We start from the raw sequence: 22981 nt of genomic DNA, 5'->3' as shown, positions 1-22981 counted from the left end.
GCACTCGATACGCGCGCTTGAACACCTCACGGGCCCTCATTTACACGCAGTGATGACGAGAACGCCATGGCCGGGCTGATTCCCCAGAGCTTTATTGACGACCTTCTGAACCGCACCGACATCGTCGATGTGGTCAGCTCGCGCGTGCAAATGAAGAAGGCCGGCAAGAACTACACCGCTTGCTGCCCGTTCCATAAGGAAAAGACTCCGTCGTTCAGCGTCAGCCCAGACAAGCAGTTCTACTACTGCTTTGGCTGCGGCGCGGGCGGCAATGCCCTCGGCTTCATCATGGACCACGACAACCTGGACTTCCCCCAGGCGGTCGAGGAACTGGCAAAAGCCGCCGGCATGGAAATCCCTCGCGAAGAAAGCGGACGCCCGCACAAACCGCGGCAACCCACCGATTCGCCGCTGTACCCGCTGCTGACCGCCGCTGCCGACTTCTACCGTCAGGCGCTTAAAAGCCATCCGCAGCGCAAGGCCGCCGTCGACTACCTCAAGGGACGCGGCCTCACCGGCGAAATCGCCCGCGACTTCGGCCTGGGGTTCGCCCCGCCCGGCTGGGACAACCTGTACAAGCACCTGAGCAGTGACACCCTCCAGCAAAAGGCCATGATCGACGCCGGCCTGCTGGTGGAGAACGCCGAGACTGGCAAACGCTATGACCGCTTCCGCGACCGCGTGATGTTCCCGATCCGCGACAGCCGGGGCCGCATCATCGCCTTTGGTGGCCGGGTGCTGGGAGACGACAAGCCCAAGTACCTGAACTCCCCGGAAACCCCGGTGTTCCACAAAGGCCAGGAACTCTACGGCCTGTTCGAGGCGCGCAAGAACAACCGCAACCTCGACGAGATCATCGTGGTTGAAGGCTATATGGACGTAATTGCGCTCGCCCAACAAGGCTTGCGCAACGCGGTCGCCACCCTGGGCACCGCCACCAGCGAAGAACACATGAAACGCCTGTTTCGCGTGGTGCCCAGCGTGCTGTTCTGCTTCGACGGCGACCAGGCTGGCCGCAATGCCGCATGGCGCGCGCTCGAAGCCACGCTGTCGAGCCTGCAGGATGGACGCCGTGCGCGCTTCCTGTTCCTGCCCGAAGGCGAAGACCCGGACACCCTGGTGCGCTCCGAAGGCACCGACGCATTTCGCGCGCGCATCAATCAACATGCGCAGCCGTTGGCCGACTACTTCTTCCAGCAACTGACCGAAGAAGCAGACCCACGTTCCCTCGAAGGCAAGGCCCACATGGCTACCCTCGCGGCACCGTTGATCGATAAGGTCCCAGGCGCCAACCTGAAGTCCCTGATGCGCATGCGTCTGCTGGAAATCACCGGGCTCAGTGGCGAAGCCGTCAGCCAGCTGGTGCATAACGCACCGCATGACGCAGCGCCACCGGCCTACGACCCAGGCATGGATTACGACGCCATGCCGGACTACTCCGACTTCCACCAACCCCAGGAGGCCTACGCGCCCCAACAGGAGTGGACGCCGAAGAAACCCGGTGCCGGCGGCAAGAAATGGGACAAGAAACCCTGGAGCAAGAACGGCAAGCGCGGTGACGGCGATGAGGCCTACGCCCCGCGCACCCCGGTTGCCGTGGAAGCGCCGACGCTGATTGCCCTGCGCACGCTCATCCACCACCCGCATCTGGCGGAGAAGGTCGAGAGCGCCGATCACTTTGCCAACGAGAGCAACACCTACGCCCAGGTACTGATCGCCCTGATCGAGGCGGTACAGAAAAATCCTAAGCTAAACTCAATTCAATTGATGGCTCGCTGGCATGGCACCGAACAAGGCCGCTTGCTCAAAGCGCTCGCGGAAAAGGAGTGGCTAATTGACGGCGACAACCTTGAACAACAGTTTTTAGACACCATTACTAGGTTATCTGCGGGTCAGCACACGCAGACCCTCGATGAACTCATCAAGAGAGCAAGGCAGCCGGGATTGTCGGCTGAAGAGCAAATTCAGATAGCAAAACAGATGCGCGACCTCTTAAAACAGAATGTTTCCGCATCAAACCCGACCTCAGCTGGCGTGTGAGGTCATAGCTCGGGTATAATCCTCGGCTTGTTTTTTGCCCGCCAAGACCTTCAGTGGATAGGGTGTTATGTCCGGAAAAGCGCAACAGCAGTCACGTATCAAAGAGTTGATCGTTCTCGGTCGTGAGCAGGGTTACCTGACTTACGCGGAGGTCAACGACCACCTGCCTGAGGATATTTCAGATCCAGAGCAGGTGGAAGACATCATCCGCATGATTAACGACATGGGGATCAACGTATTCGAAGCTGCGCCAGATAAGGATTCCCTTATGCTGGCGGACGCCGATACCGACGAGGCTGCCGCAGAAGAAGCGGCCGCCGCGCTGGCTGCTGTGGAGACCGATATCGGTCGTACCACCGACCCTGTGCGCATGTATATGCGTGAAATGGGGACCGTCGAGCTGCTGACACGCGAAGGCGAAATCGAAATCGCCAAGCGTATCGAAGAGGGTATCCGTGAAGTGATGGGCGCAATCGCGCACTTCCCAGGCACGGTTGACCACATTCTCTCCGAGTACACCCGCGTCACCACCGAAGGTGGTCGCCTGTCCGACGTCCTGAGCGGTTATATCGACCCGGATGACGGCATTGCGCCGCCTGCCGCCGAAGTACCGCCGCCTGTCGATGCCAAGGCTGCGAAAGCGGACGACGACTCCGAAGACGACGACGCTGAAGCCAGCGGCGACGATGAAGACGAAGTCGAAAGCGGTCCGGACCCGATCATCGCTGCCCAGCGTTTCGGTGCGGTTTCCGATCAAATGGAAATCACCCGCAAGGCCCTGAAAAAGCACGGTCGCGCCAACAAGCAGGCAATTGCCGAGCTGGTGGCCCTGGCAGAGCTGTTCATGCCGATCAAGCTGGTGCCGAAGCAATTCGAAGGCCTGGTTGAGCGTGTTCGCAGTGCCCTGGAGCGTCTGCGTGCCCAAGAGCGCGCAATCATGCAACTGTGTGTGCGTGATGCCCGCATGCCGCGTGCCGACTTCCTGCGCCAGTTCCCGGGCAACGAAGTAGACGAAAGCTGGACCGACGCACTGGCCAAAGGCAAGGCGAAATACGCTGAAGCCATTGGTCGCCTGCAGCCGGACATCATCCGTTGCCAGCAGAAGCTGACTGCGCTTGAGACCGAAACCGGTCTGACGATCGCCGAGATCAAGGACATCAACCGGCGCATGTCGATCGGCGAGGCCAAGGCCCGCCGCGCGAAGAAAGAGATGGTTGAAGCCAACCTGCGTCTGGTGATCTCCATCGCCAAGAAGTACACCAACCGTGGCCTGCAATTCCTCGACCTGATCCAGGAAGGCAACATCGGCTTGATGAAGGCTGTGGACAAGTTCGAATACCGTCGCGGCTACAAGTTCTCGACTTATGCCACCTGGTGGATCCGTCAGGCAATCACTCGCTCGATTGCCGACCAGGCCCGCACCATCCGTATTCCGGTGCACATGATCGAGACGATCAACAAGCTCAACCGTATTTCCCGGCAAATGTTGCAGGAAATGGGTCGCGAACCGACCCCGGAAGAGCTGGGCGAACGCATGGAAATGCCTGAGGATAAAATCCGCAAGGTATTGAAGATCGCTAAAGAGCCGATCTCCATGGAAACCCCGATCGGTGATGACGAAGACTCCCACTTGGGTGACTTCATCGAAGACTCGACCATGCAGTCGCCAATCGATGTCGCCACCGTTGAGAGTCTTAAAGAAGCGACTCGCGACGTACTGTCCGGCCTCACTGCCCGTGAAGCCAAGGTACTGCGCATGCGTTTCGGCATCGACATGAATACCGACCACACCCTTGAGGAAGTCGGTAAGCAGTTTGACGTGACCCGCGAGCGGATCCGTCAGATCGAAGCCAAGGCGCTGCGCAAGTTGCGCCACCCGACGCGAAGCGAGCATCTGCGCTCCTTCCTCGACGAGTGACACCAGAACCCCCGGCCCAGGCCGGGGGTTTTGTTTTGTATAGATAAAATCCCTCGCAACGCCCCTCCCCCGCAATGCCCGTCTACACTCGAAACATTCCCCGTGCCATAACGAGACCGTTATGCCCAGATTGCCGACTGTGTTACTGCTGTCGCTGCTGACCTGGACCGCAACGGCTGGCGCGTTGACTCTCACTGATGATGAGCGTGGCTGGTTGGCGGACCATCAGGAGCTGCGCCTGGGGGTGGACGCGTCATGGCCACCCTTTGAGTACCGTGACGAAGAAGGTCGCTACCAAGGTTTGGCGGCGGATTACGTGCGCCTGATCCAGGATCGCCTGGGCATACGGGTCAAGCTGATCGAACCGGTGAACTGGAGCGCGGTACTGGAGCTGGCCCGCAACAACCAGCTCGACCTGCTGCCCGGCATCATGTCCACACCCGAACGCCAAGGCTACATGGCGTTCACTCGCCCGTACCTCGACTTCCCCATCGTCATCCTGGCCCACGAAGGCGGGGCCAAACCGCGCAATCTGAAGGATCTCTACGGGCTGAAGATTGCCGTGGTGGAAAACTACGCGCCCCATGAACTGCTACGCACGCACCATCCCGACCTCAACCTGGTGGCCATGCCGAATGTGAGTTCGACGCTGCAAGCCTTGGCCACGGACGAAGTGGATGCGGTCGTCGGCGACCTCGCCTCAAGCGTCTGGAGCCTGCGCCAACTCAAGCTCGACGGTTTGTACGTCAGCGGCGAAACGCCCTACCGCTATCAGTTGGCGATGGGCGTACCACGCGACAACAAAATGCTGGTGGGCATCCTCGACAAGGTACTGGCCGACCTTAGCCCGCAGGAAACCGACGCGATCCAGCAACATTGGGTCGGCAGCTTTACCGACCATCGCACCTTCTGGACCGACTTGCTGACTTACGGCCTGCCCGCCGTGTTGCTGCTGAGCACCGTACTGGCCGTGGTAATCCGGATCAATCGCCGGCTCAGTTCGGAAATCTCCCGCCGCGTAGCCCTCGAACAGGAACTGCGCAGCAGCGAGTACCACTATCGCGGCCTGGTGGAGAGCTTGTCCGCGATTGCCTGGGAAGCCAGCGTCACCGACTTCACCTACAGCTATGTATCACCCCACGCTGAGGAACTGTTGGGTTACCCACGGGCCCACTGGCTGATTCCGGGCTTCTGGCGCAACATCATTCACCCCGCCGACCTGATTCGCACCGAATCCTACTGCCAACGCGAAACCCGCGCCAACCGTGACCACAGCGTTGATTACCGGGTCATCACCGCCGACAACCGTTGCTTGTGGGTGCGTGACATCGTCAGCCTGATCGAGCACGGCCATGAGCCCGTGCTGCGCGGCTTGATGATCGACATCAGTGAGGCAAAGCGCACCGAAGAGGCCCTGCAACTGTCTGAGCAGAAGTTCGCCTCGGTGTTCCAGCAATGCCCGGACATCCTGGTGATTGCACAGCTGTCCGACGGCTGCCTGCTGGAGGTGAACAAAGCGTTCGAGGACCAGGTCGGGCTGACAGCCGAACAGGTCGTGGGTAAAACCGCTACCGAGCTGAACATCTGGGGCATCCAGGGCGCAGGCCCCGATCTGCTGCAGCGGTTGCAGACCACCAGCATCCGCAACCTGGAAATGCCCTTTCTGCGCAGCAATGGCCAAGCCTTCACCGGGCTGATTTCCGCCGAGCCGTTTCAACTCGACACTACAGAGGCCATCGTGGTGGTGGTGCGCGACATCACCCAACTCAAGGAAACCCAGCAACAGCTGCAAACCTCCGAGGAGAAATTCGCCAAGGCCTTCCACGCCTCCCCCGACGGCTTGCTGTTGAGCCGCCAGCGCGATGGCCTGCTGATAGAAGTGAACGATGGTTTCAGCCGGATCACAGGTTTCAACAGCGCCGCCTCCGTCGATCAGTCCACCTTGGACCTGGGCATCTGGGTCGACCTCAACGAACGCAAACACATGCTCGAACTGATGCAGCGCGATGGCTTTGTGCGCGACTTCATCTGCCACATACGCCGCAGCGATGGTCAGATTCGCCTGTGCGAGCTATCCAGCCGCCCACTGCCGATTGGCGATGACGACTGCATGCTGACCATCGCCCGAGACATCACCGAACGCCAACTGATGCAGGAAAAACTGCAACAAGCTGCCACCGTGTTCGAGAGCACAGCCGAAGGGGTGTTGATCACCGACACCCGGCAGAACATCAGCGCCGTCAACCGTGCCTTCAGTGAAATCACCGGCTACAGCGAGGCCGAAGCCCTCGGCAATACCCCGCGCTTACTCGCTTCCGGGCTGCATGACAGCGCGTTTTATGCGGCGATGTGGCATCAATTGACCGCCCAGGGGCATTGGCAAGGCGAGATTTCCAACCGTCGCAAGAACGGCGAGTTGTACCCCAGTTGGCTGACCATCAGTGCCGTGCGCAACCGCGACCAGTTGATCACGCACTTCGTCGCGGTGTTCGCCGACATCTCCAGCCTCAAACTGGCCCAGGCCCGTCTCGACTACCAGGCGCATCACGACCCATTGACCGGCCTGCCCAACCGCACGCTGTTCGAAAGCCGACTGCAGGCCGCCCTCAACGGTCACCAGGAAACCGGCAAACAGGGCGCCGTGCTGTTTCTTGACCTGGACCGCTTCAAACACATCAACGACAGCCTCGGCCACCCGATCGGCGACCTGCTGCTCAAAGACATCGCCGTCCGCCTCAAGGAGCAACTGCGCGACATCGACACCGTGGCACGCTTGGGCGGCGACGAATTCATCATCCTGCTCCCAGGCCTGCAACACGCGAGTGACGCCGAATACCTGGCGAATAAGCTGTTGGCCTGCTTTACACCGCCGTTCCAGGCCGGCGAGCACGAGTTCTTTATCAGCGCCAGCATCGGCACCAGCCTATACCCGCAGGACGGCACCGACGTCGCCACCCTGGTCAAGAATGCCGACGCCGCGATGTATCGCTCCAAGGCCAAGGGGCGCAACCGGGTCGAAAGCTACACCCGCGACCTCACCGCCCAGGCCAACGAGCGCGTGGCGCTGGAACATGAACTGCGCCGCGCCATCGAGCGCAACGAACTGACCCTGTACTACCAGCCGAAACGGAGCCTGATCACCCAGGAACTGATCGGTGCCGAAGCATTGATCCGCTGGCATCACCCCACGTTTGGCGACGTACCGCCCGAACACTTCATCGCCCTCGCCGAAGAGAACGGCATGATCCTGCAGATCGGTGATTGGGTGCTGGAACAGGCCTGCCGACAACTGCACACCTGGCAAGGCACCTTCGACGAGTTCGGCCCACTGTCGGTGAACCTGGCCGGCGCCCAACTGCGTCACCCCGGCTTGCTGGCGCGCATCGAACAGCTATTGCGCGACTACCGACTCGACCCGGGCTGCCTGCAACTGGAGATCACCGAAAACTTCATCATGAGCCAGGCCGAAGAAGCGCTGGAGGTGCTGCACCAACTCAAAGACCTCGGCGTACAACTGGCAATCGATGACTTCGGTACCGGCTACTCCTCCCTCAGCTACCTCAAGCGCCTGCCCCTGGATTACCTGAAGATCGACCAATCCTTCGTCCGCGGCCTGCCCGACGACCCCCACGACGCCGCCATTGTGCGCGCCATCATCGCCCTGGGCCACAGCATGCAATTCACCATCATCGCCGAAGGCGTGGAGAACCCCGCACAGCAGGCCTTCCTCGCTGCGGAAGGCTGCGAACAGATGCAAGGCTACATCGTCAGTCTGCCGCTACCGCCGGAGCTTTTTGCTGCTACGTTTCTTCGTATAAGCATTGAGGATTTTTCGGATGGCACAGCGGGGAAACCATCGTTATAATCCGCGACCTGTTACAGGGCCTATAGCTCAGTTGGTTAGAGCAGAGGACTCATAATCCTTTGGTCCACGGTTCAAGTCCGTGTGGGCCCACCAACTCCAAAGCCGCGCATTGCGCGGCTTTCGTGTGTCTGGCCGCCTCACTTCGCAAACAACTGCCCAATATCCTTGAACGCCTTGAACTCCAGCGCGTTCCCACACGGATCAAACAGAAACAACGTCGCCTGCTCCCCCACCTGCCCCTTGAACCGAATATGTGGTTCCAGCACAAACCGAGTTTCCCTGGCCTGCAGCCGCTGCGCCAAGGCGTGCCAATCTTCCCAGCCCAGCACCACGCCAAAATGCGGCACGGGTACGTTGTGGCCGTCGACTGCGTTGGTGTGGGCTAACTCCTGGGAGGCGGTTTTCGGGTGTTCGTGAATGACCAACTGATGCCCGAAGAAGTTGAAATCTACCCAGTGTTCGCTGGAACGCCCCTCTTCAAGGCCAAAGACTTCACCGTAGAAATGCCGCGCAGCGGCGAGGTCGTATACCGGAATTGCCAGGTGAAAAGGTGCGAGTGTCATCAGGTCAAACCTCTGTGGGCATTAAGTCCCACGAGTTTAGCCTTGCTCCTGACGATGAAAAGACGATAGTTTTTGCGCCGAGCTCAAATTATTTCGATCAATCGAGACGCCCATGCTGCGTGAACTGAAGACCTTTATCGCAGTAACCCGCCACGGCACATTCGCGGCGGCCGGTATGCATATCGGGCTGACGCAGTCGGCGGTCAGTGCGCAGATTCGTCAATTGGAGCAGGCGCTTGGCGTGCAGTTGTTCGATCGTACCGGGCGCCAGGCCACGTTGAATGCAGCCGGTTTGCGTGCCTTGCCGTTGGCCAGGGAGATACTGGAAACCTTCAACCGCATGGCCGTACCCGTGGATGCCAACGAGTACCGGGGCGAACTGAAAGTGGGTGCCATCACCACCGCGCAGACCGGCCTGCTACCCCAGGCGCTGGTGCGTTTGCGTCAGGCGGCACCGACGGTGGAGTGCAAGTTGATACCGGGCGTGTCCCTGGAGTTGTTGAGCCGGGTGGACGCCGGTGAGCTGGACTCGGCGATCATCATCCGCCCGCCCTTCGACCTGCCCAAGGAACTGCACGTGCAGGTGCTGCGCAAGGAGCCGTTCGCGCTGATCGTGCCTCACACGTTGGCGGGTGATAACCCGTTGCAGTTGCTGGCGACGCAGCCCCATGTGCGCTATGACCGCACTTCATTTGGCGGTCGCCTGGTCAGCCGATTCCTCAAGGAACATAAACTTGACGTGCAGGTAGCATTGGAGCTGGATGAGCTGGAGGCCATCGTCAAGATGGTCGAATGCGGCCTGGGCGTATCGCTGATTCCTCAGGCCGGGTTGTGGCTGGAACGCTCGCCCAACGTGCGAGTCATCCCATTGGGCAGCCGGACCTTTTACCGCGAAATCATCCTGCTGAGCCGCTACAGTCAACGCCAGCTGCCCGTGCCGCAACTGTTTACCCGCTGCCTGCTCGCCAGCGCCAACCTGTAAGATGCCAACCCATTGCCCCCGTACCGGAGCCCTCGCCTTGCCTGCCCTAGATGAAATCGACCGCCAACTGATCGCCGCCCTGCAGATCAACGCCCGCGAAAGCGTGGCCATGCTCGCCCGGCAGTTGGGCATCGCGCGCACCACAGTGACGTCACGCCTGGCACGCCTGGAGAAAACCCAGGTGATCACCGGTTATGGCGTGCGCCTCGGGCAGCGGGTGGTCGATGGTGGTTTGCAGGCTTATGTGGGCATCACCGTACAGGCACGCTCGGGCAAAGAAGTGTTGCGCCGGTTGAGTGCCATGGCCCAAGTGCAGCAGTTGTGCGCGGTGAGTGGAGAGTTTGATTACGTGGCTTGGCTGCGCACGGATTCGCCGGAGCAGTTGGACCAACTGCTGGACCAGATCGGCAGCGTCGACGGCGTGGAGAAAACCACCACGTCGATCATCCTCAGTAACAAACTGGATCGCGGTCAACCAATCTGACCAACAGTTTCGTCATTCTGACTAAAAAAAGTTCAATCCGACGACACTTTACGTCTTATTAACGAACGCCGCGCTCCCTAAACTGGCTGCCATCTTTTCCTATACTCAGCGGGTCGTGCCCCGTCGGGTCATCAGCCAGGTCAGCCATGAACACCTTCAACAAAAACAATCGCCACCCTGCAGACGGTAAAAAGCCCATCACCATCTTTGGCCCGGACTTCCCGTTTGCCTTTGATGACTGGATCGAACACCCGGCAGGCCTGGGCAGCATCCCCGCCGCCCACCACGGCGCCGAAGTGGCGATCGTCGGCGCCGGCATCGCGGGTCTGGTGGCCGCCTACGAACTGATGAAGCTGGGCCTCAAGCCGGTGGTGTACGAAGCCTCGAAAATGGGCGGCCGCCTGCGCTCCCAGGCCTTTGAAGGCGCCGAAGGTATCATCGCCGAGTTGGGCGGCATGCGCTTTCCGGTGTCGTCGACGGCGTTCTACCACTATGTGGACAAGCTCGGCCTGGAAACCAAACCTTTCCCCAACCCGCTGACCCCGGCCTCCGGCAGCACGGTCATCGACCTTGAAGGCCAGACCCACTACGCGCAAAAGCTCTCCGACTTGCCGGTACTGTTCCAGGAAGTCGCGGACGCCTGGGCCGATGCGCTGGAAGCCGGTTCGCAGTTCGGTGATATCCAGCAGGCCATCCGCGACCGCGACGTGCCGCGCCTCAAGGAGCTGTGGAACAAGCTGGTGCCGCTGTGGGACGACCGCACCTTCTACGACTTCGTCGCCACCTCCAAGGCGTTCGCCAAGTTGTCGTTCCTGCACCGTGAAGTCTTCGGCCAGGTGGGTTTCGGCACCGGCGGCTGGGACTCTGACTTCCCCAATTCGATGCTGGAAATCTTCCGCGTGGTGATGACCAACTGCGACGACCACCAACACCTGGTGGTCGGCGGCGTAGCCCAGGTGCCGATGGGCATCTGGCGCCATGTACCGGAGCGCTGCGCCCATTGGCCGGCCGGCACCAGCCTGAGTTCACTGCATCGCGGCGCGCCACGCGCGGGCGTCAAACGTATCGCCCATGCCGCCGATGGCCGTTTTGCCGTCACCGACAACTATGGCGACACCCGCGAGTACGCCGCCGTGCTGACCACCTGCCAGAGCTGGCTGCTGACCACCCAGATCGAATGCGACGAAAGCCTGTTCTCGCAAAAAATGTGGATGGCCCTGGACCGCACACGCTACATGCAATCATCGAAAACCTTTGTGATGGTCGACCGCCCGTTCTGGAAGGACAAAGACCCGGAAACCGGCCGTGACCTGATGAGCATGACCCTCACCGACCGCCTGACCCGTGGCACCTACCTGTTCGATAACGGCGACGACAAGCCGGGGGTGATCTGCCTGTCGTACTCGTGGATGAGCGACGCCCTGAAAATGCTGCCGCAGCCCATCGACAAGCGGGTGAAACTTGCCCTCGACGCGCTGAAAAAGATCTACCCGAAAGTCGATATCAAGGCACGCATTATCGGCGATCCAATCACCGTGTCCTGGGAAGCCGACCCGCACTTCCTCGGGGCCTTCAAGGGCGCGTTGCCGGGGCACTATCGCTATAACCAGCGCATGTATGCACACTTCATGCAGAAGGACATGCCCGCCGAACAACGTGGGATTTTTATCGCTGGTGATGATGTGTCCTGGACGCCGGCCTGGGTGGAGGGCGCGGTGCAAACCTCACTGAACGCGGTGTGGGGCATCATGACCCACTTCGGCGGCAGCACTCACCCCGAGAACCCGGGGCCGGGTGATGTGTTCGATGAAATCGGGCCGATTGCCCTGGCGGATTAAGGAGTTGAACATGCGCGTCGCCCTGTACCAATGCCCGCCGCTGCCGCTGGATGTGGCCGGCAACCTCAAGCGCCTGCACCAACTGGCGCATGAGGCATCCGATGCCGATGTACTGGTGCTGCCGGAGATGTTCCTGAGCGGCTACAACATCGGTGCCGAGGCCGTTGGCGCCTTGGCCGAGACACAGGACGGGCCGTCGGCGCAGGCCATTGCCGAACTGGCCAAAAGCGCCGGGCTGGCGATTCTGTACGGCTACCCTGAGCGGGCCGCAGATGGACAGATCTACAACGCCGTGCAGTTGATCGACGCCCACGGCCAGCGCCTGTGCAACTACCGCAAGACCCATCTGTTTGGTGATCTGGACCATTCGATGTTCAGCGCCGGTGAGGATGATTTCCCACTGGTAGAACTCAACGGCTGGAAGCTCGGTTTCCTGATCTGCTATGACCTGGAGTTCCCGGAAAACACCCGGCGCCTGGCCCTGGCTGGCGCTGAGCTGATCCTGGTGCCCACTGCCAACATGGTGCCGTTCGATTTTGTCGCCGATGTCACCGTGCGGGCGCGGGCCTTTGAAAACCAGTGTTATGTGGCCTACGCCAATTACTGCGGGCATGAAGGCGAGATCCAGTACTGCGGGCAGAGCAGCATTGCCGCGCCGAATGGCCAGCGTATTGCCCAGGCCGGCCTGGACGAAGCGCTGATCGTCGGGGAGTTGGAGCGCCAATCGCTCCTCGACGCCCGCAGTGCCAATCACTACCTGCAAGATCGCCGCCCCGAGTTGTACGGCGCGCTGCACAAGCCCTGATCCAGCCGGTTTGCTAGCATAGGCACATTCTCTGTTTCGGAAGTGCCCATGCCTGCGCCGGCCCACCCTCATTACCTTCACCTGACCCTGGCCAATGGCTTGCGGGCTTCCTTGCATCACGCCCCACGGTTAAAGCGTTGCGCGGCCGTGCTGAGGGTGGCGGCCGGCAGCCACGACGTGCCATTGGCATGGCCGGGACTGGCGCATTTCCTGGAGCATTTGCTGTTCCTCGGGACCGAGCGTTTTCCCACAAGCGAAGGGTTGATGGCCTACGTGCAACGCCATGGAGGCCAGGTCAATGCCAGCACGCGTGAGCGCACTACGGACTTTTTCTTTGAACTGCCGGCGGCCACGTTTGCCGGGGGCCTGGAGCGCTTGGCCGACATGCTGACCCATCCGCGCCTGGCGCTGGAGGACCAACTGCGTGAGCGCGAGGTGCTGCACGCGGAGTTTATCGCCTGGTCCCAGGATGCAACGGCACAACAGCAAGTGGCACTACTGGAAGGCCTGGCGTCGGATCATCCGCTGCGGGGTTTCCATGCGGGCAACCGCGACAGCCTGCCAGTAGAGCATGAGACATTTCAGCAAGCCTTGCGGGAATTTCATACGCAGTTATATCAGAGTGGGCAGATGACCTTGAGCCTGGCCGGCCCACAATCGCTGGAGGCACTGGAAGGCTTGGCACAGCGGTTCAGTGAGCACCTGATCCCAGGACCTCTGCGTGTGCAATCCGCGCCACCGGCCTTGATGCAGGGGCAAGCCCAGCGCTATCGGCACATCGCCAATGATCACCTGCATCAGGTCATCACGTGCAATGCACCCCGGGAAGCACTGGCATTCCTCTGCACCTGGCTTAACGCTTCGGCACCCGGTGGCTTGCTGGCGGAGCTGAAAGCGCAGCAACTGGCGAGCGCACTGCAGGCGTCGGTGCTGTATCACTTCGCTGGGCAAGCGGTGCTGGCTATCGACTTTACACTCAGTGGTCCCGCTGAATCGGCGACACACGTCGAGGCGTTGCTGTACGACTGGCTGGCCTTTTTCGCACATAGCGACTGGACGGCGTTGCGCGAAGAATTCGCACTGCTGGCCGTTCGCCAACAACAGACCCAAGGCGCTCTGGCCTTGGCCCGAAACGACAACCAAGACCTGTCGGAACTGGATGTCGCCGCCCTCAAGGCCATGCTGGATTCGCTGCACCTGCCGCCCTCCACACTCACTTGGCAGTTGCCGCCGAACAACCCCTTCCTGCGTCCGCCGGTCAAGGAAGAACGCGCCGGCCTGATCCGCGGCCAGACCAGCGCCCACCGAGGCTTGCGCACGTTTGCCCAGGATCGCTCCAGAGGGCGTCGTGATGCATCGGCGTTGACCTTCAGCCAGGCATTGGCGGACGACAGCAACGAAGGGGCATTGTATCTGCAATGGCAATCAGCTCCGCCACACCCGGAAAACGCTTTGCAATCGTTGCGCGACAATGCACGCCAGGCGGGTGTCGACGTGTCGTTCGAAAACCTGGGCAGTCACTGGCTGGTGAAAATGGTCGGGCTACAGGAGCCGATCCCAGCAGTTCTGGAAGTGCTGGCACAACGCCTGGGCGATCCGCAAGAGGCACAAGCCGCCGCGCCGCCCATGATCGCCATCCGCGAATTGCTCAAGACGCTGCCCGCTTGCTGCACCTCGACCACGTCCGAACCAGCCTCGTGGGACTCCGCACGTTGGCACGGTCTGGGGCTGGGTTTCTCTACCCCCCATGAAGCCTTGATCAAAACTGCTGCGGCCCGCCTGCCGGGGCAACCCGCGAGCCTCAATCACGTCGCGCCATCCCTGAGCGGCCAACGTATCTGGCATGAGGTGGAAACCGACTCAAACGAAGCCGCGTTGCTGCTGTTTTGTCCAACGCCAAGCCAATCCTTGGCGGACGAAGCCGCATGGCGACTACTCGGCCATCTGCTCCAGGCGCCGTTCTACCAACGCCTGCGGGTAGAGCTGCAAATCGGCTACGCCGTGTTCAGCGGCATCCGACAGATAAACGGCCAGACCGGCCTGCTGTTCGGTGTGCAATCCCCTGGCCTGTCCCTGTCGGGCATCGCCGATCACCTGAACACCTTCCTCAAGCAACTGCCGGCGCTGATCGACCGCAGCGACGACCTGGGCAACCTGGCGTTGGCCGAGCAGTTCTGCGTACGGACGCTGCCCAACGCCCAAGCCGCCGAACTGCTGTGGCATGCCCATCTGGCGGGCCATCCGTCGGACTACCTGGTTCAACTTCAAGCCCGGATCCAAACCTGTACCCGCGAAGCATTGCAGCATGCCGCGCAACAATTAAACGACGCCGCAGGCGGCTGGCGCTGCATCGCCAACGGCCCGCGCATCTCGACTGCGTGGCAAGCGGCAGGGTGATCATTGCCGCCCCTGCAAAAGGCTTTCTCCCTCAAGACAGCGCTAACTTGAAAAGAATTGAGTAATATTCCCACGCACACATCTGAACATCTCCGACTGGAGGTGGACTATATGTATTACTTGGTAGTAAACGTCCCATCCCTTCGTAGGAGTAAGAATATGACCTGGTCCAAACCTGCTTACACTGATCTGCGCATCGGTTTCGAAGTAACCATGTACTTCGCCAGCCGTTAATCCGCTGGGTACTACAACGCCTCGGTTCGCCCGGGGCGTTTTTGTTTTGAGCTTGATGGAGCTGCCATGTTTGTCCAGATTCTAGGTTCCGCCGCCGGCGGTGGTTTCCCGCAGTGGAACTGCAACTGCGTGAACTGCGCGGGTTTTCGTGATGGCAGCCTGCGGGCCCAGGCGCGTACCCAGTCGTCCATCGCGATCTCCGACGATGGCGTGAATTGGGTGCTGTGCAATGCCTCGCCGGATATCCGCGCGCAACTCCAGGGCTTTGCACCGATGCAACCCGGCCGCGCCCTGCGCGATACCGGCATCAGCGCGATCATCCTGATGGACAGCCAGATCGACCACACCACCGGCCTGCTGAGCCTGCGCGAAGGCTGCCCGCACCAGGTGTGGTGCACCGACATGGTCCATGAAGACCTCAGCACCGGTTTCCCGCTGTTCAGCATGCTCACCCACTGGAATGGCGGCCTGGCCTGGAACCGCATCGAGCTGGACGCCAGCTTCACCATCCCGGCCTGCCCCAATCTGCGCTTCACCCCGCTGCCCCTGCGCAGCGCCGCACCGCCCTATTCGCCACACCGCTTCGACCCGCACCCCGGCGACAACATCGGCCTGATCGTCGAAGACCTGCGCACTGGCGGCAAGCTGTTCTACGCCCCGGGCCTGGGCAAGGTCGACGCGCCATTGCTGGAGATCATGGCCGGCAGCGACTGTCTTCTGGTGGACGGCACCATGTGGGATGACGATGAAATGCAGCGCCGTGGCGTTGGCACCCGCACCGGCCGCGAGATGGGCCACCTGGCGCAAAACGGCCCCGGCGGCATGCTTGAAGTGCTGGAACAGTTGCCCGAGCAGCGCAAGGTGCTTATCCACATCAACAACACCAACCCGATCCTCGATGAAGACTCCCCCGAGCGAGCGGAGCTGGTGCGGCGCAATGTCGAAGTGGCTTACGACGGCATGAGCATTGAATTGTAGGAGCTGACGAGATGACTGACACGCCATTGACCACCGCCGAATTCGAAGCCGCCCTGCGGGCCAAGGGCGCCTTCTACCATATCCATCACCCGTATCACGTGGCGATGTACGAAGGCCGCGCCACCCGCGAGCAGATCCAGGGCTGGGTCGCCAACCGTTTCTATTATCAGGTGAATATCCCGCTCAAAGACGCCGCGATCCTGGCCAACTGCCCGGACCGTGAGATCCGTCGCGAGTGGATCCAGCGCCTGCTCGACCACGATGGCGCCCCCGGTGAGGACGGCGGCATCGAAGCCTGGCTGCGCCTGGGCCAGGCGGTGGGCCTCGACCCCGACCAACTACGCTCGCAGGAGTTGGTACTGCCTGGCGTACGATTCGCGGTAGACGCCTACGTCAACTTCGCCCGTCGCGCCAGTTGGCAGGAAGCCGCGAGCAGCTCGCTGACCGAGCTGTTCGCGCCGCAGATCCACCAGTCGCGCCTCGATAGCTGGCCGCAGCATTACCCCTGGATCGACCCGGCCGGCTATGAATATTTCCGCACCCGCCTGGGCCAGGCCCGCCGCGATGTGGAACACGGGTTGGCAATTACCCTGCAGCACTACACCACTCGTGAAGGCCAGGAGCGCATGCTGGAGATTCTCCAGTTCAAACTCGACATCCTGTGGAGCATGCTCGATGCCATGAGCATGGCCTATGAACTCAAGCGCCCGCCATATCACAGCGTGACCGAGCAGCGGGTGTGGCATAAAGGGATCACCCTATGAGCTTTGACCGCAGCAAGAAACCGACCTGGCGCCCAGGCTACCGTTACCAGTATGAGCCGGCGCAAAAAGGCCACGTGTTGCTCTACCCCGAAGGCATGATCAAGCTCAACGACAGCGCCGCATTGATCGGTGGCTTGATCGACGGCGAGCGCGACGTGGCGGCCATCATCGCCGAGCTGGAGAAACAATTTCCTGGTGTGCCTGAGCTCGGTGAAGACATCGAGCAATTCATGGAGGTCGCCCGTGCTGAGCACTGGATCACCCTTGCCTGAAAAGCCGGCCATCGGCCTGCCGCTGTGGTTGCTGGCCGAGCTGACCTACCGCTGCCCGTTGCAGTGCCCGTACTGCTCCAACCCATTGGACTTTGCCGAGCAGGGCAAGGAGCTGACGACCGAGCAGTGGTTCAAGGTGTTTCGCGAAGCCCGCGAGATGGGGGCCGCGCAGCTGGGGTTTTCCGGCGGTGAACCGCTGGTGCGCCAGGACCTGGCCGAGCTGATCGCTGAAGCGCGCAAACTGGGGTTCTACACCAACCTGATCACCTCGGGCATCGGCCTCACCGAGCAGAAGATCAGCGACTTCAAGAAAGCCGGCCTGGACCATATCCAGATCAGCTTCCAGGCCAGCGACGAACAGGTGAACAACCTGCTGGCCGGCTCGAAAAAAGCCTTCGCACAGAAGCTGGAAATGGCCAGGGCCGTGAAGGCCCACGGCTACCCGATGGTGCTGAACTTCGTGACCCATCGGCACAATATCGACAAGATCGACCGCATCATCGAACTGTGCATTGCGCTGGAGGCCGACTTCGTGGAGCTCGCCACCTGCCAGTTCTACGGCTGGGCACAGCTCAATCGGGTGGGGTTGTTGCCGACCCGGGAGCAGCTGGTGCGCGCCGAACGCATCACCAACGAATATCGCGCCCGGCTGGAAGCGGAAGGTCACCCGTGCAAGCTGATCTTCGTCACACCGGACTACTACGAAGAGCGCCCGAAGGCCTGCATGAACGGCTGGGGCAGTATCTTCCTGACCGTGACACCCGACGGTACCGCCCTGCCGTGTCACGGTGCCCGACAAATGCCGGTGCAATTTCCCAATGTGCGCGACCACAGCATGCAGCACATCTGGTACGACTCGTTCGGCTTCAACCGCTTTCGTGGCTACGACTGGATGCCCGAGCCGTGCCGTTCGTGCGATGAAAAAGAAAAGGACTTCGGCGGCTGCCGTTGCCAGGCCTTCATGCTGACGGGGGACGCGAGCAATGCCGACCCGGTCTGCAGCAAGTCCGAGCAGCACGGCATCATCCTGCAAGCGCGGGAAGAGGCCGAGCACGCCACCCAGACCATCGAGCAACTGGCCTTTCGCAATGAGCGCAACTCACGGCTCATCGCCAAAGGCTGACGGCCTCAGCGCTTGGCGATGATGTACACGGCGTGCACGATGCCCGGGATGTAGCCGCACAGGGTCAGCAGGATATTCAGCCAGAACGCGCCGCCGAAACCCACTTGCAGGAACACACCCAGTGGCGGCAACAGAATGGCGATGATGATACGAATGAAATCCATGGGATCAGCTCCAGAAAATCGGCTCGTGTGAGCCGTGTAGCTAATCGACCTTGGGCGTTCGTGAGGGTTCAGTGGGATCTGGCGTTGGGCCATCCAGGCAAAAAAACGCCCCCAGCCAAAAGAATCAGGCCGGAGGCGTCGCGTAGACCGCGAGACGGTTCAGGAATAGGGGTTAAACAGCGATGCCCTTGCGGCATTGCAGTTGTGCGGTACGCACGCGGGAGAAGGCACGGGCCAGGCGCAGGAGCATTTCGTCGATGTTGCTTTTGCTCACCGTGAGAGCCGGGGTGAAGCGCAGGCAGCCGGGCTGTGGGGCGTTGAGGATCAGGCCTTCGTGCAGGGCAGCTTTTACCACCGCATCCGCAGAATCATCCGACAGCGCCAGGCCACACATCAGGCCGTGGCCGCGCAGCGGGCCGTGGTCGTAGCGATAGGCCAGGCGGGCAAGGCCTTCGCCGAGGTAAAGGCCGGACTCACGCACCTGTTCCAGAAAGCCGTGCTCCAGCACCGTATCGAATACCGCCAGCCCGGCCGATGCCATCAGCGCATTGCCGTGATGGGTGCCTTCCAGCTCGCCCACTTCAAAACAGCAGGCTTTACCACGCGCCAGCAGCGCCGCAACGGGCACACCGCCGCCCAGGCCTTTGCCGAGGGTGATGATGTCCGCACGTACGCCGTATTGCTGTTCGGCGAGCAAGGTGCCGCAGCGGCCTATGCCGGTTTGCACCTCGTCGAGTATCAGCAGGATCCCCAGTTCACGGCACAGCCGCTCGACCCCTTTGAGATAGTGCTCCGTCGCGGGGATCACTCCGGCCGCGCCCTGGATCGGCTCCAGCAGGATGGCGACGGTTTGCGCGTCGACCGCGGCATGCAGGGCCGGCAGGTCGTTGAAGGGCACATGGCTGAAGCCCGGCAGTTGCGGTTCGAAGCGATTGGTACTCTCGCCCGCCGACGCCGACATCGCCGCAAAACTGCGACCATGGCAACCACCGCTCGCGCTGATGATGCGGTAAGCGCCACCACGATGCAGTTGGCCCCATTTGCGCGCCAACTTGATCGCGGCTTCAACGGCTTCCGCGCCGCTGTTGAGCAGGTAGGCCTGGTCACTGCCGGTGCGATGGCACAGGCGCTCGGCAAGGTTGAGTTGAGCGCGGTTATGCAAGCCGTTGCCTGGGTTGATCAGCGCCTGAGTCTGGTCGGCCAGCGCCTTGATCAACACCTGTGGGCTGTGGCCGAGGCTGTTGGCTGCGTTGCCCTGGCTGAAATCCAGGTAGGCCCGGTCGTCACTGTCCCAGAGCCAGGAACCCTGGCCGCGCACGAACACTTGCGGCGGCCGTGCGACGGAGGGCATCAGGGATTCGTTGGGAGGATTATCGCTGGGCGTCTCCAGAACTAAATCGTCCAGGCTCGGCGCGGGGCGACGGAATAGATTCATGGCTCGCCCCCAATAGCAACTGGGCCTTGGTCGGTGCGAGGTGCCAACATTGCCTTGAGGTTTTTTGCCTTGCCTATGTAAACGCCATCAATATAAACGCTGTTCATTGCCCGATCTGGCCCTGTAAGCCCTGCGAATAGGCGCTAGACTAGGCGTCTCGGGGGCCAGCGGCCATTTCGATTTTCCAGCTTTTTCGATAAGTAAACCTTATGGATTTCAAGCAACTGCGTTATTTCGTCGCGGTGTATGAGGAGGGCCATGTAGGCCGTGCTGCGGAGCGTCTGTCGATCTCCCAACCGGCGCTGTCCCAGCAGATTCGCCAGTTGGAGCAGAACCTGGATGTGAGTCTGTTCGAACGCAGCAGCAAGCGCCTGCTACCGACACTGGCGGCGCATACGCTGTACAACCACGCCTTGCCGCTGATCGATGGCATGCAACAGGCAGTTGAGGCCCTGCGCAACTTCAAGGGCCAGGCGATGCGCACGCTGGCCATCGGCGTGTTGCAAACCGTGCACACCAGCCTGGTCCCGCAGATGCTCGAGCGCGTGCGCAAGGCCCAGCCGCATTTGGTGGTGCAGATCTACGAATTGACCGGGCTCGAAATTGAGCGGCGGCTACTCAACGGCTCGCTGGATATCGGCATCAGTTACCTGCCGCCACGCCAGCCGGGGTTGCACGGCGTGTTGTTGTACGAAGATGAGTTGAAGGTGGTCATCCCCGAAGACCATCCCTTGCGGGAATTCAAGAAAGTCTCACTGAAGCAGGCCGCGGAGTTGCCGATGTTGCTGTTGGGGGAAGAGTTTCAGGTGCGGCAGATCTGGCAGGGCCAACTGTCCAACCTCGGGCGACGCCCGCAGGTCCAGGCGGAACTCAACACCATGGTGGGGATCCTCGACAGCCTGCCTCACACAAAACTGGCGACGGTGCTGCCGGGGCGCTCCCAGGATGAACACAACAGCCAGGCGCTGCTTTGGAAGCCCTTGAGTGAGCCCAGGGTGCCGCTGAAAGTCGGTCTGGTGTGCCGCGATGTGCAGCGCCAGCAGGCGACGGTGGCGTTGCTGCGCACCTTGCTGGAAGACGTGATGAATGCCCCGCAGGCGCCTGCCTGACTTTTTCGCGGGCAAAAGAAAACCCCGCCGAAGCGGGGCTTTGCAGACTGTTTCCCTGACATCCATTTCACTCCGCCGTCCTGGCAGAATCCTACGTGTCCGTGTTGTTGCTTTGCGCTTCCTGCGCGACGTCCATGTGAAGTAGATTATCCGTGGATCCAATATGGCGATAGAGGACGAATAGCAGCACGTCATGTAAGAGAATGCTTACACGTCCTCCAAGCCCTTAGAATAAGGCTTCATCCAGCAAAAACAGTGATTCGCTACCGGCTTTTACCGACGCACTCAGCGAGTGGATGCGTGGCAACAGGCGCGCAAAGTAGAAACGCGCAGTCCCCAGTTTGCTGGCGTAGAAGTCTTCTTGCGACTCCTTGCCCAACGCGGCCTTGGCCATGCGAGCCCACATATAGGCATACGCCATGTAGCCAAAGGCATGCAGGTACTCCACCGACGCCGCGCCGATTTCATTGGGGTTGGCCTTGGCGCGGTCCAGCACCCAGGCGGTCAGCTCATCCAGGTTGTCCACCGCCGCGCCCAACGGCTTGGTGAATTCGGCCAGCTCGGCACCCGCCGAGGCAATGAACGCGCGGATCTCATCGGCAAACAGGGTGTAGAACGCCCCGCCACTGCCGACGATCTTGCGCCCCATCAGGTCCAGGGCCTGGATGCCGTTGGTGCCTTCGTAAATCTGGGTGATTCGCACATCGCGCACCAGTTGCTCCTGGCCCCACTCACGAATGTAACCGTGGCCGCCAAATACCTGTTGGCCCAGCACAGTGGTTTCCAGGCCCAGGTCGCTCAGGAACGCCTTGGCCACCGGCGTCAGCAGTGCCACCAGGTTATCCGCACGCTCGCGGGCAGCGGCGTCGTCGCTGAACTTGGCGATGTCCAGTTGCGTCGCCACGTAGGTGGAGAACGCACGGCCACCTTCGTTGGCGGCCTTCATGGTGAGCAGCATGCGCCGTACGTCCGGGTGCACGATGATCGGGTCGGCCATTTTGTCTTTGGCCTGCGCGCCGGTCGGTGCACGGCTTTGCAGGCGGTCGCGGGCGTACTCGATAGCGTTCTGATAGGAACGCTCGCCGGACGCCAGGCCCTGGATACCGACACCCAGGCGCTCGTAGTTCATCATGGTGAACATCGCCGCCAGACCACGGTTCGGCTCGCCCACCAGGTAACCCACGGCCTCGTCGAAATTCATCACGCAGGTCGCCGACGCCTGGATCCCCATCTTGTGCTCGATGGAACCACAGCTCACGGCATTGCGTGCGCCCAGGCTGCCGTCGGTGTTCACCATGAACTTCGGCACCAGGAACAGCGAAATCCCCTTGGGCCCCGCCGGCGCGTCCGGCAGCTTGGCCAGTACCAGGTGGATGATGTTATCGGTGAGGTCGTGTTCACCGCCGGTGATGAAAATCTTGGTGCCGCTGACTGTGTAGGAGCCGTCCGCCTGCGGCTCAGCCTTGGTGCGGATCATCCCCAGGTCGGTCCCGGCGTGGGCCTCGGTCAGGCACATGGAACCGGCCCACTCACCGGAATACATCTTCGGCAGATAAGCAGCCTTGAGCGCTTCGCTGGCGTGGGTGTTGATCGACACGCAGGCGCCGGAGGTCAGCATCGGGTACAGGCCGAACGCCAGGCTCGACGAGTTGATCATCTCTTCGACCTGGGCCGACACGGCCTTGGGCATGCCCATGCCGCCGAACGCAGGGTCGCCGCCTACACCCACCCAACCGCCTTCAGCGTAGGTTTTGTAGGCTTGCGGAAAACCGTCCGGCGTAAATACCGCTGTGTTATCCCAACGGCAACCTTGTTCATCGCCACCACGGCTGAGCGGGGCGATGGATTTGGCGGTGACCTTGCCGGCTTCTTCGAGGATGGCCTCTACGGTTTCGGCGTCAACGGTGTCTGCCAATGCCGGCAACTGGGCCCAAGTGGTGGCGACCTCAAAGACTTCGTTGAGGACGAAGCGCATATCACGCAGCGGCGCTTTGTAATCAGCCATGGCAA

18 protein-coding genes and 1 tRNA gene are annotated in these 22981 nt (G+C 61.2%); 15 read left to right on the top strand and 4 right to left on the bottom strand.

Annotation, left to right across the window (positions count from 1 at the left end; translation table 11 throughout):
• The first annotated feature begins 66 nt into the window (after window positions 1-66).
• The 4 genes from dnaG to BMX59_RS07245 all read left to right on the top strand — a co-directional run bounded on the left by dnaG (window position 67) and on the right by BMX59_RS07245 (window position 7916).
• Window positions 67-2040, top strand: coding sequence for a DNA primase (gene dnaG / locus BMX59_RS07260; RefSeq protein WP_071490245.1), 1974 nt, complete (start codon window positions 67-69; stop codon window positions 2038-2040).
• 67 nt (window positions 2041-2107) lie between these two features.
• Window positions 2108-3958: an RNA polymerase sigma factor RpoD gene (rpoD, locus tag BMX59_RS07255; RefSeq protein ID WP_071490246.1), complete on the top strand. Its 1851-nt coding sequence runs from the start codon at window positions 2108-2110 to the stop codon at window positions 3956-3958.
• Window positions 3959-4079: 121 nt separating this feature from the next.
• The gene (locus BMX59_RS07250) at window positions 4080-7823 is read left to right on the top strand and encodes an EAL domain-containing protein (RefSeq protein ID WP_093120840.1); all 3744 of its coding nucleotides are present in this window, start codon (window positions 4080-4082) and stop codon (window positions 7821-7823) included.
• Window positions 7824-7839: 16 nt separating this feature from the next.
• Window positions 7840-7916, top strand: a tRNA-Ile gene (locus tag BMX59_RS07245).
• A 44-nt stretch (window positions 7917-7960) separates the two neighbouring features.
• Here the strand turns inward: BMX59_RS07245 and BMX59_RS07240 are convergent.
• Window positions 7961-8386 (bottom strand): VOC family protein, encoded by a 426-nt coding sequence (locus BMX59_RS07240; RefSeq protein ID WP_093120837.1) that lies wholly within the window; start codon window positions 8384-8386, stop codon window positions 7961-7963.
• 112 nt (window positions 8387-8498) lie between these two features.
• Here BMX59_RS07240 and BMX59_RS07235 point away from each other — a divergent pair, with 112 nt between their 5' ends.
• The 10 genes from BMX59_RS07235 (at window position 8499) to pqqE (ending at window position 18263) form a co-directional block, all read left to right on the top strand.
• A complete protein-coding gene (locus tag BMX59_RS07235; RefSeq protein WP_093120834.1) occupies window positions 8499-9368 on the top strand; it encodes a LysR family transcriptional regulator in 870 nt (289 codons plus the stop codon).
• 37 nt (window positions 9369-9405) lie between these two features.
• Window positions 9406-9852: an Lrp/AsnC family transcriptional regulator gene (locus BMX59_RS07230; RefSeq protein WP_010206997.1), complete on the top strand. Its 447-nt coding sequence runs from the start codon at window positions 9406-9408 to the stop codon at window positions 9850-9852.
• 146 nt (window positions 9853-9998) lie between these two features.
• Window positions 9999-11690, top strand: coding sequence for a flavin monoamine oxidase family protein (locus tag BMX59_RS07225; RefSeq protein ID WP_092242276.1), 1692 nt, complete (start codon window positions 9999-10001; stop codon window positions 11688-11690).
• Window positions 11691-11700: 10 nt separating this feature from the next.
• Window positions 11701-12495, top strand: coding sequence for a carbon-nitrogen hydrolase family protein (locus BMX59_RS07220; RefSeq protein WP_093120830.1), 795 nt, complete (start codon window positions 11701-11703; stop codon window positions 12493-12495).
• A 48-nt stretch (window positions 12496-12543) separates the two neighbouring features.
• Complete coding sequence (gene pqqF / locus BMX59_RS07215) at window positions 12544-14892, top strand: pyrroloquinoline quinone biosynthesis protein PqqF (RefSeq protein WP_093120827.1); 2349 nt, start codon at window positions 12544-12546, stop codon at window positions 14890-14892.
• Window positions 14893-15051: 159 nt separating this feature from the next.
• Window positions 15052-15126 (top strand): pyrroloquinoline quinone precursor peptide PqqA, encoded by a 75-nt coding sequence (pqqA, locus tag BMX59_RS07210; RefSeq protein WP_003194766.1) that lies wholly within the window; start codon window positions 15052-15054, stop codon window positions 15124-15126.
• Between the two features lie 66 nt (window positions 15127-15192).
• Window positions 15193-16104 carry a pyrroloquinoline quinone biosynthesis protein PqqB gene (gene pqqB, locus BMX59_RS07205; RefSeq protein ID WP_058424746.1) on the top strand — a complete coding sequence of 304 codons (912 nt, stop codon included), beginning with the start codon at window positions 15193-15195 and terminating at the stop codon, window positions 16102-16104.
• An 11-nt stretch (window positions 16105-16115) separates the two neighbouring features.
• Window positions 16116-16868: a pyrroloquinoline-quinone synthase PqqC gene (gene pqqC / locus BMX59_RS07200; protein WP_017138042.1), complete on the top strand. Its 753-nt coding sequence runs from the start codon at window positions 16116-16118 to the stop codon at window positions 16866-16868.
• Window positions 16865-17140, top strand: coding sequence for a pyrroloquinoline quinone biosynthesis peptide chaperone PqqD (pqqD, locus tag BMX59_RS07195; RefSeq protein WP_092242265.1), 276 nt, complete (start codon window positions 16865-16867; stop codon window positions 17138-17140). Before pqqC ends, pqqD begins: the two co-directional genes overlap by 4 nt.
• A complete protein-coding gene (gene pqqE, locus BMX59_RS07190) occupies window positions 17133-18263 on the top strand; it encodes a pyrroloquinoline quinone biosynthesis protein PqqE (protein WP_092242262.1) in 1131 nt (376 codons plus the stop codon). Before pqqD ends, pqqE begins: the two co-directional genes overlap by 8 nt.
• A 5-nt stretch (window positions 18264-18268) precedes the next feature.
• Here the strand turns inward: pqqE and BMX59_RS07185 are convergent, their stop codons facing one another.
• Both BMX59_RS07185 and BMX59_RS07180 read right to left on the bottom strand, forming a co-directional pair.
• Window positions 18269-18427 (bottom strand): YqaE/Pmp3 family membrane protein, encoded by a 159-nt coding sequence (locus BMX59_RS07185; protein ID WP_003228885.1) that lies wholly within the window; start codon window positions 18425-18427, stop codon window positions 18269-18271.
• Window positions 18428-18599: 172 nt separating this feature from the next.
• Complete coding sequence (locus BMX59_RS07180; protein WP_093120822.1) at window positions 18600-19862, bottom strand: aspartate aminotransferase family protein; 1263 nt, start codon at window positions 19860-19862, stop codon at window positions 18600-18602.
• Window positions 19863-20071: 209 nt separating this feature from the next.
• Here BMX59_RS07180 and BMX59_RS07175 point away from each other — a divergent pair, with 209 nt between their 5' ends.
• On the top strand, window positions 20072-20971 hold the full coding sequence (locus tag BMX59_RS07175; RefSeq protein WP_071490257.1) for a LysR family transcriptional regulator: 900 nt from the start codon (window positions 20072-20074) through the stop codon (window positions 20969-20971).
• Window positions 20972-21197: 226 nt separating this feature from the next.
• Here BMX59_RS07175 and BMX59_RS07170 read toward each other — a convergent pair whose 3' ends face one another.
• Window positions 21198-22976 (bottom strand): acyl-CoA dehydrogenase C-terminal domain-containing protein, encoded by a 1779-nt coding sequence (locus BMX59_RS07170; RefSeq protein ID WP_092242250.1) that lies wholly within the window; start codon window positions 22974-22976, stop codon window positions 21198-21200.
• Between the last annotated feature and the right edge of the window lie 5 nt (window positions 22977-22981).

It is taken from the genome of Pseudomonas sp. NFR09 (genome assembly GCF_900111535.1).
In the GTDB taxonomy this organism is placed as follows: Bacteria; Pseudomonadota; Gammaproteobacteria; order Pseudomonadales; family Pseudomonadaceae; genus Aquipseudomonas; species Aquipseudomonas extremorientalis.
The sequence above is the reverse complement of the archived record's forward strand: the minus strand, read 5'-3'. Positions and strand labels throughout refer to the sequence as shown.